10 protein-coding genes are annotated in these 14,184 nt (G+C 66.4%); 7 read left to right on the forward strand and 3 right to left on the reverse strand.

Translation table 11 applies throughout. The features are described 5' to 3' along the window. Positions 1 to 50 precede the first annotated feature (50 nt). The 6 genes from IAG39_RS10715 (at position 51) to IAG39_RS10740 (ending at position 8,357) form a co-directional block, all read left to right on the forward strand. The gene (locus tag IAG39_RS10715) at positions 51 to 1,055 is read left to right on the forward strand and encodes a magnesium and cobalt transport protein CorA (RefSeq protein ID WP_059372212.1); all 1,005 of its coding nucleotides are present in this window, start codon (positions 51 to 53) and stop codon (positions 1,053 to 1,055) included. A 116-nt stretch (positions 1,056 to 1,171) separates the two neighbouring features. Beyond that, positions 1,172 to 1,828, forward strand: coding sequence for a thermonuclease family protein (locus IAG39_RS10720; protein WP_165867919.1), 657 nt, complete (start codon positions 1,172 to 1,174; stop codon positions 1,826 to 1,828). Between the two features lie 121 nt (positions 1,829 to 1,949). Continuing rightward, positions 1,950 to 4,187: an ABC transporter substrate-binding protein gene (locus tag IAG39_RS10725; RefSeq protein WP_118933834.1), complete on the forward strand. Its 2,238-nt coding sequence runs from the start codon at positions 1,950 to 1,952 to the stop codon at positions 4,185 to 4,187. Then, positions 4,184 to 5,161, forward strand: coding sequence for an ABC transporter permease (locus IAG39_RS10730; protein WP_059372223.1), 978 nt, complete (start codon positions 4,184 to 4,186; stop codon positions 5,159 to 5,161). Before IAG39_RS10725 ends, IAG39_RS10730 begins: the two co-directional genes overlap by 4 nt. A gap of 5 nt (positions 5,162 to 5,166) precedes the next feature. Next, positions 5,167 to 6,663 carry an ABC transporter permease gene (locus IAG39_RS10735; protein WP_118933833.1) on the forward strand — a complete coding sequence of 499 codons (1,497 nt, stop codon included), beginning with the start codon at positions 5,167 to 5,169 and terminating at the stop codon, positions 6,661 to 6,663. Next, positions 6,660 to 8,357 (forward strand): ABC transporter ATP-binding protein, encoded by a 1,698-nt coding sequence (locus IAG39_RS10740; RefSeq protein WP_118933832.1) that lies wholly within the window; start codon positions 6,660 to 6,662, stop codon positions 8,355 to 8,357. The genes IAG39_RS10735 and IAG39_RS10740 overlap by 4 nt, the downstream gene beginning before the upstream one ends. Positions 8,358 to 8,396: 39 nt before the next feature. Here IAG39_RS10740 and IAG39_RS10745 read toward each other — a convergent pair whose 3' ends face one another. From IAG39_RS10745 to IAG39_RS10755, 3 genes are all read right to left on the reverse strand, one after another. Beyond that, a complete protein-coding gene (locus IAG39_RS10745) occupies positions 8,397 to 8,942 on the reverse strand; it encodes a MarR family winged helix-turn-helix transcriptional regulator (protein ID WP_118933831.1) in 546 nt (181 codons plus the stop codon). Positions 8,943 to 8,970: 28 nt separating this feature from the next. Beyond that, positions 8,971 to 10,758: a collagen-like triple helix repeat-containing protein gene (locus tag IAG39_RS10750; RefSeq protein WP_187774095.1), complete on the reverse strand. Its 1,788-nt coding sequence runs from the start codon at positions 10,756 to 10,758 to the stop codon at positions 8,971 to 8,973. 348 nt (positions 10,759 to 11,106) lie between these two features. Beyond that, positions 11,107 to 12,768, reverse strand: coding sequence for a ShlB/FhaC/HecB family hemolysin secretion/activation protein (locus IAG39_RS10755; RefSeq protein WP_118934998.1), 1,662 nt, complete (start codon positions 12,766 to 12,768; stop codon positions 11,107 to 11,109). Between the two features lie 546 nt (positions 12,769 to 13,314). On the opposite strand from IAG39_RS10755, the gene IAG39_RS10760 reads away from it, so the two are divergent. Continuing rightward, complete coding sequence (locus tag IAG39_RS10760) at positions 13,315 to 14,145, forward strand: MHYT domain-containing protein (RefSeq protein WP_118935000.1); 831 nt, start codon at positions 13,315 to 13,317, stop codon at positions 14,143 to 14,145. The last annotated feature ends 39 nt before the right edge of the window (positions 14,146 to 14,184 follow it).

A 14,184-nucleotide genomic window follows, 5' to 3' on the forward strand; every position in this document is an offset into this window, starting at 1 on the left:
CGGCCGATACACAAGCTGTCCGGTCGGGATCGCATTGACCAAGGGTGTTTATGTCTACTGAAGAACAGGCCGCCGACGACTCGAAACGAGAGGTCGTCGCATCGATCGCCTACGTGAACGGACGGCGGGAGCGCGAGGTTCCCATCGACCAGGTCGCCCAGTACGTCAGCCAGGACCACGGCATGCTGTGGATCGGCCTGCGCAATCCGCGCCCGGAAGTGCTGGCCAAGGTCGCCAGCGAACTCGGCGCCTGCGACAAGAACCAGGAAGAAATGCTGGAAGCCCACCGGCGGCCGAAGATCATCGACTACGGCAACATGATCCTCATCGTCGCCATCACGGTCGAGGTCGAGGCCGAGCGCCCCATCTTCGGTGAGACCCAGTTCCTGATCGGCGACGGCTTCCTGGTCACGGTGCGGCGCGGCGCGACCGCCGGCCATAGCCCCTTGCGCGAACGTCTGGAAGCCTCGCCCGACCTGCTCAAGCGCGGCAGCGACTATGTGGCTTCCGAGCTGCTGGACTGGCTGGTGGACCGTTATGTGGCGGCCGCCGGCAAGATCGAGTCCGTGGTCGAGGGCGCCGAACAGAAGCTGCTGATCCGCGGCGCCAAGGACTCCGACATCCGCAGGCTGTACCGGCAGCGCCGCGACTTGCTGCGCATCCATACCGTGGTGTCGCCGCTGGCCGAGATCTGCCGCCGCCTGGCGCGGGTCGAGATGTCGGCGGTGGACGAGCATGCCCGTCCGTATTTCGGCGAGGTCGCCGACCGCGTGCTGCGCGTGGATGAGCTTTTCAACTCGCTGCGCGAATCCCTGGCCTTCGCCTTTGAAGCCAGCCTGATGATAGGCCAGGCCGCGCAGAACGACACCACGCGCAAGCTGGCGTCCTGGGCCGCCATCCTGGCGGTGCCCACGGCCATTGCCGGCATCTACGGCATGAACTTCGAGTTCATGCCCGAACTGAAATCGCCCTGGGGCTATCCGATCACGCTGGGCGTCATCGTGTCGATCTGTTCGGTCCTGTATTGGCGCTTCCGCAAGTCCGGCTGGCTGTAGGAGGGGGGGCAGCGCGCAGGGCCGCCGGCGGCCAGCGCGCGTAACCCGCCGGCCGGGCGCGACTCCACGTCCCGCCTTTATGGCAAACTGCCTGCGTTTTCCTACCTGGAGCCCGGCTGGTGCGCGGCAAATCTCCCTTACGCGGCGGCAGCAAGCTGACCGCCCTGATCGTCGCCGTGATCCTCGCGGCGGCGGGCGCCATCGTCAACTGGCTGCAGCCTTCGGAAAGAGATGGGCGCACCGAACGTCCGGCCCCTTCCACACAGGGCCGGCCCGGCGCGACGCTGGCTGGCGGCGTCCCGCAGGGCAGCTACACGCTCACCGGCACGATCGTGAACGTGGCCGACGGCGATACCGTGACCCTGCGCGCGCCCGACGGCCAGCACCGCATCCGCATGGACAGCATCGATGCTCCCGAAGAGGGCCACGGGTCCGATCAACCCGGACAGCCTTATGCCGAGGCCTCGCGCAAGAACCTGGCCGGTCTGGTCGCAGGCAAGACGCTCACCGCGCAATGCTACGAGAAGGATCAGTACGGCCGGGAAGTCTGCGCCCTGATCCTGGATGACGGCCGCTCGGCCAACCGCCTGCAAGTGGAGGCCGGTTACGCCTGGGCCTATACGGCGCGCCAGGGGGACTACCTGCGCGACAAGGCCATGCCGGACCTGCAGCGCCAGGCCAAGGCGGCCGGGCGCGGCCTGTGGGCGCAGCCCGGCGCCATGCAACCCTGGAAGTGGCGCTACGACTGCTGGCGGCAGCGCCAGTGCGGCTGAACCCGCGCGGGCCGGCCCGGAACGCCGCGCCCAAGCGCCGCCAGCCCTGGGGGATGCCTGGGTATGGTCCCCGGCCCGTGTTTGCTATCCTCTGTCGCAACGATTCGAAGGGAAGGTTTCCATGCGTGCATTGAAGCGGCTCTGGGCGGCGGCCATGCTGCTGTCGCTGGCGTTGGCGGGCTGCTCGCAAGAAAGCCCCATCAACAGCCCCTATCCGTCCGGCGCCGAAAGCCAGAACACGCTGTTTTCCGCCTTCGTCAAACGCTCTCCGAAGTACCTGGATCCGGCCAGCTCTTATTCCGGCGACGAGACCCCTTATACGTACAACATCTATGAGACGCTGTACGGCTACCACTACCTGAAGCGGCCCTACGAACTGGTGCCGCGCGCGGCGGCGTCGATCGACCCGCCCGTCTACCTGGACGCGCAGGGCAACACGTTGCCCGCCGACACGCCCGGCGAGCAGATCGCGCAAAGCATCTACGACATCAAGATCCGGCCGGGGGCGCGCTTTGCGCCGCATCCGGCATTCGCCCGCAAGACCGACGGCAGCTACGACTACTTCCCGCTGGCGCCAGGCGAACTGGACGACAAGTTCTACATTCCCGATTTCCCGCGCACCGGCACGCGCGAACTGACGGCCGATGATTACGTCTACGCGTTCCGGCGCCTGGTCAGCCCGCGCGTGGTGTCGCCGATCTCCAGCCTCATGACCGAGCACGTGACGGGCCTGAAGGAGTATGCCGACCGGCTGCGCCAGCGCGACCAGGCGCTGCGGCAAGACATGCCGGGCGGCGCCGGCGCGCCGCCCTGGCTGGATCTGCGCGAGGCCGACGGCTTTACGGGCGTGCAGGCGCTGGATCCGCATACGCTGCGCATCCGCGTCAACGGCAAGTACCCGCAGTTCAAGTACTGGCTGGCCATGACGTTCACCGCGCCCATCCCCTGGGAAGCGGACCGCTTCTACAGCCAGCCCGGCATGGCGGCGCACGACCTGTCGTTCAATACGTGGCCGGTCGGCACCGGCCCCTACATGCTGGTGGAGTCGCTGCAGAACCGCCGCCACGTGCTGGGCCGCAACCCCAACTTCCACGGCGAACCCTATCCCTGCGAAGGCGAGCCCGGCGACGCGGCCGCGGGGTTGCTGGCCGACTGCGGCAAGCCCACGCCCTTCATCGACCGCGCGGAATTCAGCGTCGAAAAGGAAGCCATCCCTCTGACCGGCAAGTTCCTGCAGGGCTATTACGACGTGCCGCAGATCGAGCGCGGCGAGTACGGCGTGGCCATGCTGGTCGCGGCGGGCGACAGCCAGGACAAGGCGCGCCTGTACAACGAACACGGCATCAAGCTGCCCACGACCGTCGAGACCGCCAACTGGTACATGGGCTTCAACTGGCTGGACCCGGTGGTGGGCAAGGGCGACACGCCGGAACAGGAAGAAAGGAACCGCAAGCTGCGCCAGGCCATCAGCATCGCCTTCGACTGGGAAGAGTACGTCGCGGTGTTCGAAAACAGCCAGGCATCGGTGGCTTACGGCCCGGTGCCGCCGGGCGTGCTCGGCTACCGCGAGCCGCCCGAAGGCGTGAACCCGGTGGTCTACAACCTGGTCGACGGCAAGCCCGTGCGCAAGTCCGTGGACGTTGCCCGCCGCCTGCTGGCCGAGGCCGGCTACCCAGACGGCCGCAACGCCCAGACCGGGGCGCCGCTGGTGCTCTATTACGACTCGATGCAGGGCGGCGGCTCCAATCCGCAGTTCGACTGGATGCGGCGCCAGATGGCCAAGATCGGCGTGCAGCTGGACGTGCGCGCCACCGACTACAACCGCTTCCAGGACAAGATGATGCGAGGGTCCGCGCAGATCTTCCTGTGGGGCTGGAACGCCGACTACCCCGACGCCGAGAACTTCCTGTTCCTGCTTTACGGTCCCAACGCCAAGGCCAAGGGCGGCGGCGAGAACGCGGCCAACTACGCCAGCCCCGAATATGACCGCCTCTTCGAGCAGATGAAGTTCCTGGACGATGGCCCCGAAAAGGAACAGCTCATCGCCAAGATGACCGCCATCGTGCAGCGCGACGCGCCCTGGATGTTCGGCTACTTCCCGATGTCGGGCGGCGCGTACCAGCAGTGGGTCGGCAATGCCAAGCCGACCCAGATGGTGCGCAATACGCTGCAGTACATGAAGATAGACCCGGTCCTGCGGCAGCAGAAGATCGACGAGTGGAATTATCCGAGGTGGTGGCCGATAGGCCTGTTCGCGCTATTGCTGGCGCTGGCGATATGGCCGTCATATGTGGCGCTGAAGCGGCGTGAACGCCAGACGGCATTCGCGCCGGCCCTGGGCAAGGAGCATCAATCATGATCGGCTATGTGATCCGCCGGTTGCTGTACGGCGTGCTGATCCTGATCGGCGTGAATCTCTTCACCTTCATCCTGTTCTTCGCCGTGAACACGCCCGACGACATGGCGCGGCTGGCCATCGGTGGGCAGCGCGCCAACCAGGAAGCCGTGGAGAAATGGAAGGTCGAGCGCGGCTACGACAAGCCGCTGTTCTTCAATGCCAAGGCTCAAGGCGCGGCGCAACTGACCGACACGGTGTTCTACCAGCGTTCGGTGCCCTTGCTGGTCATGGACTTCGGCGCGTCCGACGGCGGGCGCGACATCGGCCGCGAGATCAAGACGCGCATGGGGCCCAGCCTGGCGCTGGCGGTGCCCACCTTCTTCCTGGGGCTCTTCGTCAGCATCGTCTTTTCCCTGACGCTGGTGTATTTCCGCGCCACGCGGCTCGACTTCTGGGGCGTGGTGGTCTGCGTGCTGCTGCTGTCCATCTCCAGCCTGTTCTACATCATCGCCGGCCAATGGGTCTTTGCGAAGCTGTTGCGGCTGGTGCCGTTCTCGGGCTTTTCGGGTGGGCTGGACGTGGTCAAGTTCCTGGCGCTGCCGGTGCTGGTCGCGATCGTGTCGCGGCTGGGGCCGGAGGCGCGCTTCTACCGCACCCTGTTCCTGGAGGAGATCGGCAAGGACTATGTGCGCACCGCGCGTTCCAAGGGCCTGGCTGAACGCGTCGTGCTGTTCCGGCACGTGCTGCGCAACGCCATGTTGCCCATCCTGACCAGCACGGTGGCCGCGTTGCCGCTGCTGTTCATGGGCAGCCTGATCGCGGAGTCCTTCTTCGGCATTCCCGGCCTGGGCAGCTACACCATCGACGCCATCAACGCGCAGGACTTCTCCATCGTGCGCGCCATGGTGTTCCTGGGCGCCGCCCTCTACATCGTGGGGCTGATCCTGGCCGACATTTCCTACACGCTGGCCGACCCCCGCGTCCGATTCGAGTAGCCGCCATGCCCAAGTTCGTCTTCCTCTGGACCGATATCGCGCTGTGGCTCATGGCGCTGGGCGCGCTGGCCTATGTATGGCATGTGCGCCGCAGCCCGAACCTGCGCGCGACCTGGGCGCGCGTGGCGCGCGACACGCCGGCCATGTGCTCGGCGGTGATTCTGGCCGCGTTCGTGGTGGTGGGCCTGCTGGACTCGGTGCATTACCGGCCGCTGCTGCCGCCGGCCCCCGGCGCCGCGGCCGACGCGCCGCCGGCCTATGCGCCTGCGGTGCGCTCGGCGCTGGACGGACTGCTCACGGGTTCCGTGCTGACCACGCCGGAAAAGACCTATTCCGAGCCTTTGGCGATACGGCAGTTCACCAAGGAAACCATGCTCGTCAACGACAAGCCGGTGCGCGACTTTCCCCGGCTGCGGGGAGCGGGCGTGCATCTGGAAGACGCCGACCGCGACCACCTGGGCGATGTCGCCAAGCGGCTCGGGCTGGGCTTGGCCGCAGGGCTGGCGGTGTCCGCCGCCGTGATCGGGCTGATGTACGCAGGCCTGGCCCGGCGGCGCGCCGCAAGGGCCGCCGACGAGGCGGCTTCGGACGTACCCTGGCGCGCCATGGCCGTCACCTTCACGCTGCTGTGCCTGACGGCTGGCGCCCTGGCCGGCCTGTCCAGCGGCTATCACGCGCTGGGCACCGACCGCATCGGCAACGACGTGCTGTGGCAGGCCCTGAAGAGCATCCGCACCGCGCTGGTCATCGGCAGCCTCACCACCATCGCCATGCTGCCGCCGGCCATCGTCTTCGGCATCGCCGCCGGCTATTTCAAAGGCAAGGTCGACGACGGCATCCAGTACCTCTACACCACCATCACCTCGATTCCGGGCGTGCTGCTGGTGGCCGCCTGCGCGTTGATGATGCAGGTGTACATCGACAACCATGCCGACCTGTTCGACACATCAGCCGCGCGCGCCGACCTGCGGCTGTTCCTGCTCTGCATGATCCTGGGCTTTACCGGCTGGGCCGGGCTGTGCCGCCTGCTGCGCGCCGAAACCCTCAAGCTGCGCGAGCTGGAATACGTGCAGGCGGCGCGGGCCTTCGGCGTTTCCCACTGGCGCATCATGACCCGCCATCTGCTGCCCAACGTGGCGCACCTGGTCCTGATCACCGTGGTGCTGGAATTTTCCGGCCTGGTCTTGTACGAGGCGGTGCTGTCCTATCTGGGCATAGGCGTGGATCCCAGCATGAACTCCTTCGGCTCCATGATCGATGGCGCCCGTCTGGAAATGTCCCGCGACCCGATGATCTGGTGGAACCTCTTGACCGCATTCCTGTTCATGCTGGCGCTGGTGCTGGCGGCCAATTTGTTTGCCGACGCGGTGCGCGATGCCTTTGATCCGCGCACGCGCCGCTACAAGCCCGGCCGCATGGCGCGCCTCGGCCTGTTCGGCCGCGCGCCGCGCACGGCCCTGGCGACCGATACGCGCCAGTCCCGCCCGGGAGATGCGCCATGAGCCAGGCTCCCTTGCTCGAAGTGCATGGCCTGGACGTCGATATCGCCGGCGAAAGCGGCATGACGCATGCGGTCAAGCGGCTGCAGCTGGCGATCTCCAGACGGCAGACTTTCGCGCTGGTCGGCGAATCGGGTTGCGGCAAGAGCATGACGGCGCTGGCGCTGCTGCGCCTGCTGCCCGACGCCGGCCGCATCGTGGGCGGACAGATCGACCTGGACGGAGAAGACCTCAACCGCCTGCCGGAAAGCGCCATGCGCGGCGTGCGCGGCGGGCGCATCGGCATCATCTTCCAGGAACCGTCCACCAGCCTGAACCCGGTCATGCGGGTGGGCGACCAGATCATCGAAACGCTGATCGCCCATACGCCTTTGCGCGGCGCGGCGGCGCGCGCCCGCGCCGTGGACTGGCTGCGGCGGGTGGGCATTCCCGAGCCCGAGCGGCGCATCGACGACTATCCGTTCCAGTTCTCGGGCGGGCAGAAGCAGCGCGTCATGATCGCCATCGCGCTGGCGGCCGAGCCCTTGCTGCTCATCGCGGACGAGCCCACCACGGCGCTGGACGTCACGGTGCAGGCGCAGGTGCTGGATCTGCTGGCCGACATCCAGCGGGAAATGGGCATGGCGGTGCTGCTGATCACCCACGACCTGGCGGTGGTGAAGAACGTCGCCCACCACGTGGCGCTGATGCGCGGCGGCGAGATCGTCGAAAGCGCCGACGCCGGGGAGTTCTTCCGCGCGCCGAAGCACCCCTATGCGCGGCAGCTGTTCGAAGCGATCCCCACGTTCGAAAAGCGCGGTACGCCGCTCACGGAAAGCGGCCGCGAGGCCATGGCGCGAGACGCGGCCCGGGTGGCCGCCGACGCCCAGGCGCGCGATGCCGGCGTGGTGCTGGACGTGCAGGACCTGAAGGTCCATTACCCCGTGCGCAAGGGGCCGCTGCGCCGCGTCGCATCCTGGGTCAAGGCCGTGGACGGCGTGACCTTCACGCTGAAGGCCGGCGAAACGCTGGCCCTGCTGGGCGAGTCCGGCTGCGGCAAGACCACCACGGGCAAGGCGTTGCTGCGATTGATCGACGGCGCGCGCGTATCGGGCCGGGCCATGCTGCAGGGGCAGGACGTGCTGTCGGCGGACCGGCGCACGCTGCAGCGGCTGAGGCAGGACATCCAGATCGTCTTCCAGGACCCGTATGCCTCGCTCGATCCGCGCATGCGGGTAGGCGACATCCTGGATGAGGGGCTGGCGTCCCTGCGTGCCGGCATGGACAAGGAATCGCGCCGCGCGCATGCCGCAAGGCTGATCGAACGCGTGGGCCTGCCGTCCAATACCCTGGCGCGCTATCCGCACGAATTCTCGGGCGGCCAGCGCCAGCGGATCGCCATTGCGCGGGCGCTGGCGGTCGAACCCAAAGTGCTGATCTGCGATGAGCCCACGTCGGCGCTGGATGTCTCCGTGCAAGCCCAGATCCTGGACCTGCTGCGTGAATTACAGCTTGAGCTGGGCATTGCCTATCTGTTCATCACGCACAACTTCGGCGTGGTCGAGTATCTGGCGGACCGCATCGCCGTCATGGACGGCGGACGCATCATCGAATTGGGCCAGGCCGATGCGGTGCTGCACGAACCGCGCCAGGACATGACGCGCAGGCTGCTGGCTGCGGTGCCGCGTCTGCACTTCGGGCCCTCCGAAGCGGTCTGATCCGGCTCATGCGGCGGGGGCCGGGCCCCCGCCGCATGGTTACACGGGTTGGTGTGCGCTGCCTCTTTCCAGCCACGCCAGCGTGTCGCGCTTCAGGCTGCGGCCGCAACGCGTCAGGAAGGCGTGCACCGCTTCCAGTTCCGCGGTGTCATAACCGCGTGCCGTGGTCGCGATGGCTTCGGCGATCCACTGCCGTTCCTGCGCCAGCGCCTGGCACGACTCCTCGACCGGCCGGATCACGATCATCCGGCGGTCCAGCGGGTGGCGGCCGCGCTGGACATAACCGGCCGCTTCCAGCCGGTTGATCAAGGCCGTCGCGCCGCCGGAGCTGATGCCCATCAACTGGGCCAGATGGCCGGTTGGAAGGGCATCGAACTCCATGACCAGCTCCAGCGCCTTCAGGTCCGCCAGGGGAATGCCCAGCTTTTCCGCCAGGGCCGACTGGCATGCCGCGTTGTAGGCGGCGAACTGCCGCCCCAGCAGCAGGACGATTTCGTCCAGCATGCCGGACCGCCGGTTGCTTCCTGCTGATTCAGCCATGCCGGTCACATGCTCGTGGTGAAAGTAGGTCTGTTGTTGCAGCATGATGTGGGTTCCTGGCGGTTGCGATGGATCACTTCTTGCCGGCCAGGCCGCCGAGCAGTCCGCCCAGCAAGCCGCCGTTGGCGGTCCCGCCGGAAGATCCGCCCGCCGCCGTGCCGCCCGTCAGGCTGCCTGTCACCCCGCCCAGCAGGCCACCGAGCAGTCCGCCGTTGGCGGCGCCGCCGCTCGTGCCGCCCGATCCTCCTGTAGCGGCGGGCGCGCCGGCAGGGGCGCCTGCGCTCGCCCCGGCGCCAGCGCCGGCCGCAACATTCACGCCACCCACCAGCCCGCCCAGCAGGCCGCCGCCGTTCGTGCCGGCCGAGGCGCCGGCTCCGGCAGCGGCGCCGCCGGCCCCCGTCAATCCACCGACCAGTCCGCCCAGCAAGCCGCCGCCAGCAGCGCCTCCCGCCGTGCCGCCGACGGCGCCCGTCACGCCGCCCAGCAGGCCCGTCACCGGAGCCAGCAGACCGCCGTTGGCGCCGCCAGTCGCGCCGCCTACGGCCCCGGTCACGCCGCCCAGCAGACCCGTCACGGGCGCCAGCAGGCCGCCCGTGCCGTTTGCGCCGCCGGTCAAGCCGCCCGTCACCCCGCCCAGGCCCAGACCGCCGGTGAGCGAGGCGACCGCGCCCGTGGCGTTGGCCAGCGTCGAACCCAGCGGATTGGCGTTGCCCGGCGTGGCATGCAGCAGGCCGCCCGCGCTGGCGACCGCGCCGCCCAGTCCTTGCAGCACGCCGTTCAAGCCCGGCGTGCCGCCCGGCAACGCGCCGCCCAGATTGGTGACCGTGCCGCCCAGGCTGGTCAACAGGCCGGCCACCGGCGCACCGAGTTTGGTCGCATCGCCCACTTGCTGCGTCAGTCCCGTGACCTTGCCGGCCAAGGGACTGGCGGTGGGATCGAGCGCGCCGCCCACGCCCGCCAGCATGGGCTGCAGGCCCAGTGGCAACACGTTGTCGACCGTCTTGCCGACATTGCCGAGCGCAGGCTCGAGCAGCGGAGTGGTGGGGCCGCCAAGCACGCCGCCGGTCACGCCGCCCACCACCTGGGTGATGGGCTGCAGCAGGCCGCCCTGGCCCGACAGCGCCCCGGTCAAGGCGCCCACCGCGCCGGTGGCATTGCCCAGCACGGTCGTCAGCGGATTCGGATTGTTGGGGTTCGCGTTCAGCAGGCCGCCGGTGCTGGCGACGGTCTTGCCCAAGCCGTCCACCAGACCGCCCACGCCGGCGCCCAAACCGCCGGGCAGTCCCGATCCCTTGACGTTGGTGCCCAGGTCGCTGACCAGGCCTCCCACCTGCCGGACGACGCCGTCAGTCGGCTGCCCCAGACCGGTGGTCGCGCCAATCTGCTGGGTCAGGCCGACGACGGTGTCGGCTACCGGTTTGATTGTGGGATCCAGCGCCTTGCCCACGCCGCTCAAGGTTGTGTCCAGATTGAGGGGCAGGGTGTTGTCGAGCGCTGCGCCGGTATTGCCCAGCGTGGTTTCCAGCAGGCCGCTCACGCGCGGCGGGTTGGTGCCGCCGCCAGGATCGGTGCCGCCGCCGGGGTTGGTGCCACCGCCAGGATTGGTGCCACCGCCAGGGTTGGTGCCGCCGCCAGGGTTGGTGCCGCCACCGGGGTTGGTGCCGCCGCCAGGATTGAGGCCGCCGCCGGGATCAAGGCCGCCACCGCCAGGGTTGGTCGGAATGTCCGTTCCGGGCAGACCCGCGGTTTTCTTTCCGCCGCCGCCGCCGCCGCAGGCGGCCAGGGCACTCACCAGTGCGGTGGCCAGGACGGTGGCGGTCAGGGCGCGTTGCAGGCGGCGCGTGTCGGAATGGGTATGCATGGCGAGCTCCTTTGGTTGGAAGAGTCAGGCGTCGAAACAACCCGATACGCTTCCTCATGCACAAACCATGCCAAGATTTTTCAGACCCGCTTCAAAACGCCAGTTCCGGTAATTCTTGATGAATTAAATCGCTTTGTTATCAATAGGGTATCCAGGAAATTAAGGGTTTTCCTTAAATCTGGAAAATCCGCATTTTTACGATCGCCAGGAGCCTGCGAATGTTACGGAAAGCCGTCCATCCGACGTAACGTTACGTCGGACGTTACGTAACGCCGGCGGCGTCGCCCAAGAAAAAACGCCCGTCGTAGCGGGCGTTCATCTGCTTGCCGGGCGCGTCGTCCAGGGCGCCTAGAACGCGTCGTAGAACAGCGAATAGTTGGCGTTGAAGCGCACGTTGCGGTTGTCGTTCACGGTGGCCGATCCCACTGGCTTGGCCACGTTGAAATCGAACAGATAGTATTTGTCGTCGGTAAAGCGCAAGCCCAGGGCCACGGAAGACAGGTGCCGCTGGTTCAGGGTCTGCAGGTCCTTGTTGTTGTACCAAGTGCGCGCGTAGTCGACCAAGGCATAGGGCTGCACGCTGGACAGGTATTCCCAGCCCACGCCGAAGCGGCGATTGATTTCCGCCGATGCGCCGACGCCCTTGTCGCCGCTTTGCTCGCCCTGCGGATATCCCATGGCGTAGCGCCAGCTGCCGTACGAGATCTGTTCGGAAGAGGGCAGGATGTTGCTGGAGTATTGCGCCGCGCCCGAGAAAACCAGGCCGATCTGGGCGGGCAGCACGAAGGTCTGCCTGGCGTTCAGGTTGTAGCGGGTGAAATCCAGGTCCAGCAGCGGGGTGGCGGAATAACCGTAGTTGGTCGATATATCCTTTTTCGCACCGGCGGCGTCAAAACCCTTGGCCACGCTCAGCGTAACGTCGGTGGCCTTGGTCTCGGACACCTGGATGTAGCGCATTTCGGCGGTCGCCGCGCGCACCTGCGCATCCTGCTGCAGCCAGCGGTCGGTACTGCGGGCCTCGTAACGGTCCTTCGAATTGGCCGCGTATACGCCCAGGGTTCCAGTCAGCGATCGGGTGTTGTTCAACAGGAACGGATAGCTCACGCCGACGCCGATGCGGTCGTTCTTCACGCGGCGTTCGAAGCCCAGCATTTCGATTGCGTCGTCCTGGGGCCGGGCATCGTAGTGATAACCGTCGATCTTGATCGCCAGGCCGTCCGCACCAATCGGCACCCGGATTTCGCCCGATACGTACTTCACGTCATCGGTATTGAAGGGCACCGAGGCAGTCAGCTTCACTTGCTCGCCCAGGGGCGTCAGGCTGTTGGTCGCCAGGTTCACGATGGGCTGCATGCCGGTGCCCAGATCCGCGATGCCGCCCGTCAGACTGACGGGCTGGCGGCTGGCCGCCAGCACCAGTTCGGTCGCGCCGTCCGCGCGGCGGGGCAAATCCAGGCTGGGCGTGAATTTGACGCCGGGCACGGTGCGCATCAGGTTCAACTGACGTTCCAGCGTGGCCTGCTTGAGCGGCCGTTCTTCCTGCATCGGCGCGGCCAGCGCTTCAAGCCGGTCCTGCGCATTGCCGATGTCGCCTTCGATCCGCACGTTGGCGATGTAGCCCTCGACCACCGTCACCACCACCAGGCCGTTGGCGAAGGTCTGGTTCTGCAGCAGCGCGAAGGAAAGCGGGAAGCCCTTGTCGCGGTAGAGCTGCGTGATCTTGTCGACTTCCTGGACCAGTTCGCCCAGGCTGATTTCCTTGCCCGCGAGCGGGCTGAGCAGTCCGGATACTTCCTCGAATGGAATGGCGCGCACGCCGCTGACGTCGAAATTGCGCGGCACGATGCGTTGAGCCAGCCGGGCCTGCAAGGCCAGTTGTTCCGGCGTTGCCGTCTGGACGTAGGGCGGGGGTTGCGTCGCCGAGGGCGGACGCTCCAGCCGCGGCATGGCGTCCACCGGATTGCCGCGTAGCGGGCCTTCCGCCCTGGCCTGAGAGCCGGCCGCCATCATGCACAAGAGGGCGAGGCAAAGCGGACTCGCCGGAAACATGCGTCTCTTGCCTTTTTCGTCTCTCATTTCCGCTGGCGTTTCTGAACGGATAGCCGATCCCGGTTGAGTATCGGATGGAAAAGGCCTGCAACAGTGTTAGGAAAAAGTTGCATTTGCCGGTGCGCATATGGTGCCAGCATTACCGGCAGAATGACAAATAATTTCAAATTCCGCCTCCCCGGACTCATCGCATTGATATTATTTCGAAATATTCTTGGGTTGCGGAAACTATTTTCAGGCCAAGATAACCGCCGTTCAGCAGGTTTTAATAATGTTTTCGAAAACTTAGGAGTGTTCGTTACACATCTTATGTCGCAATATAGCGAAATTCAGTGAAAACCCTGATGTGTATGATTTGGCAATATATAAACTAAAGATACGTATCAAAAATACGCAAAATGTGTGGGCCCGCCCGGAGGTGAAGATGGCTGGGGATTACCGCAAGAATTGCTGCAACTGCCTGGCGGCCGCGTATTGCCGCCATGGCTCGCCACAAGCGGGGCATCCATGAGCCCGGGCGATGTCGTTCCGCTTTCCTTCAACGGCGGTCTGGTCGCGCTTTCGTTCCTGATTGCCGCGTTGGGTTCGTATGTGGCCCTGCTGGCTGCGGCCGGTATCCGGGCAGAAACCCAGGACGGCGAAATCCGCATCGGCTATATCGTCATCGGCGCGGTCGCGATGGGCGGCGTGGGTATCTGGAGCATGCATTTCATCGGCATGCTGGCGCAGAACCTGCCATTCGAAGTGGGTTACCAGGTCGGCCTGACGATACTCAGTTTCGTGGTTGCCTCAGGGTTTTCCGGCTGGGCGTTCTGGTATGTCGGCCGTGAACGCTTTACCTTTCTCCGATGCCTGGTCGGTGGCTGCGCCGCGGGGTTTGGCGTGGCCTCCATGCATTATGTCGGCATGAGCGCGGCGCGCATGCCGGCGGTATTGCTCTGGAACCTGCCGCTGGTTGTTTTGTCGGTGCTGATCGCCGTCATCGCGGCTACCGCGGCCCTGTGGCTTGCCTTCAATACCCAGAATGAACGCCAGCGCATCGGCGCGGCGGTGTTGATGGCCATCGCGGTTTGCGGCATGCATTACACCGGCGCCGCAGCCGGCGCGGTCATCTGCACAACACAGAACGACGCCGTCGGCCTGCATATCGGCGGCGCCAAGCTGCCTTACATCGCTTTCGCGCTCTCGATCGTCACCTTGTTCCTCATGCGCTGGCACTTGCAGCGCGCTTCCGAACGCTTTCGCGCGCGCACGGCGCAGCGCATCGACTCGATCATTGAATCGGCCCCTGGCGCGGCTACGGACAGATTGCCCGGAGCCACGCCGGGGCCGGGTTAGCTGGACCCTGGACGCGCGCCGCGGGAATCACAGCGGCGA

The organism is Achromobacter xylosoxidans (genome assembly GCF_014490035.1).
GTDB lineage: Bacteria > Pseudomonadota > Gammaproteobacteria > Burkholderiales > Burkholderiaceae_B > Achromobacter > Achromobacter bronchisepticus_A.